Below are 351 nucleotides of genomic sequence, written 5' to 3'. Positions count from 1 at the left end.
GTACAGTACCCTACTATTCAAAAGCCGCAATTCTTCCTGGTGAATCTTCAATGATTAACATAAAATATGCTACCAACAGAATTGGGAAATTTTCAAAGTCCATCACTATCATTTCAAATGCCAGCGAGCCCCAAAAGCGTCTAAGGATTAAAGGCAATGTGATTTCTAAAAATACTGTAGCTGTTAAATAATTTATGTTATGAAATATATTATTTTATTGATTATTAGTTGTGCAGTTGGCGTTTCGTTGCACGCACAGGAAGTAAACAAAGAAATCTCAATAGAAGGGGAATCGCCTTTTTTATTGGGCAAAATTGATAAAACAGGACTAACATCTTCAAGTTATAAAAG

Annotated in this window: 1 protein-coding gene; it reads left to right on the top strand. The window is 33.6% G+C overall.

Translation table 11 applies throughout. The annotated features are described in order from the left end of the window. A partial coding sequence (locus H4O21_RS28585; RefSeq protein ID WP_182812618.1) for a DUF1573 domain-containing protein occupies positions 1–191 on the top strand: 191 nt, incomplete at its 5' end. Positions 192–351: the final 160 nt, after the last annotated feature.

The sequence above is a fragment of the Oceanospirillum sediminis genome (genome assembly GCF_014164585.1).
Classification (GTDB): domain Bacteria; phylum Pseudomonadota; class Gammaproteobacteria; order Pseudomonadales; family Halomonadaceae; genus Oceanospirillum; species Oceanospirillum sediminis.
The sequence above is the reverse complement of the archived record's forward strand: the minus strand, read 5'-3'. Positions and strand labels throughout refer to the sequence as shown.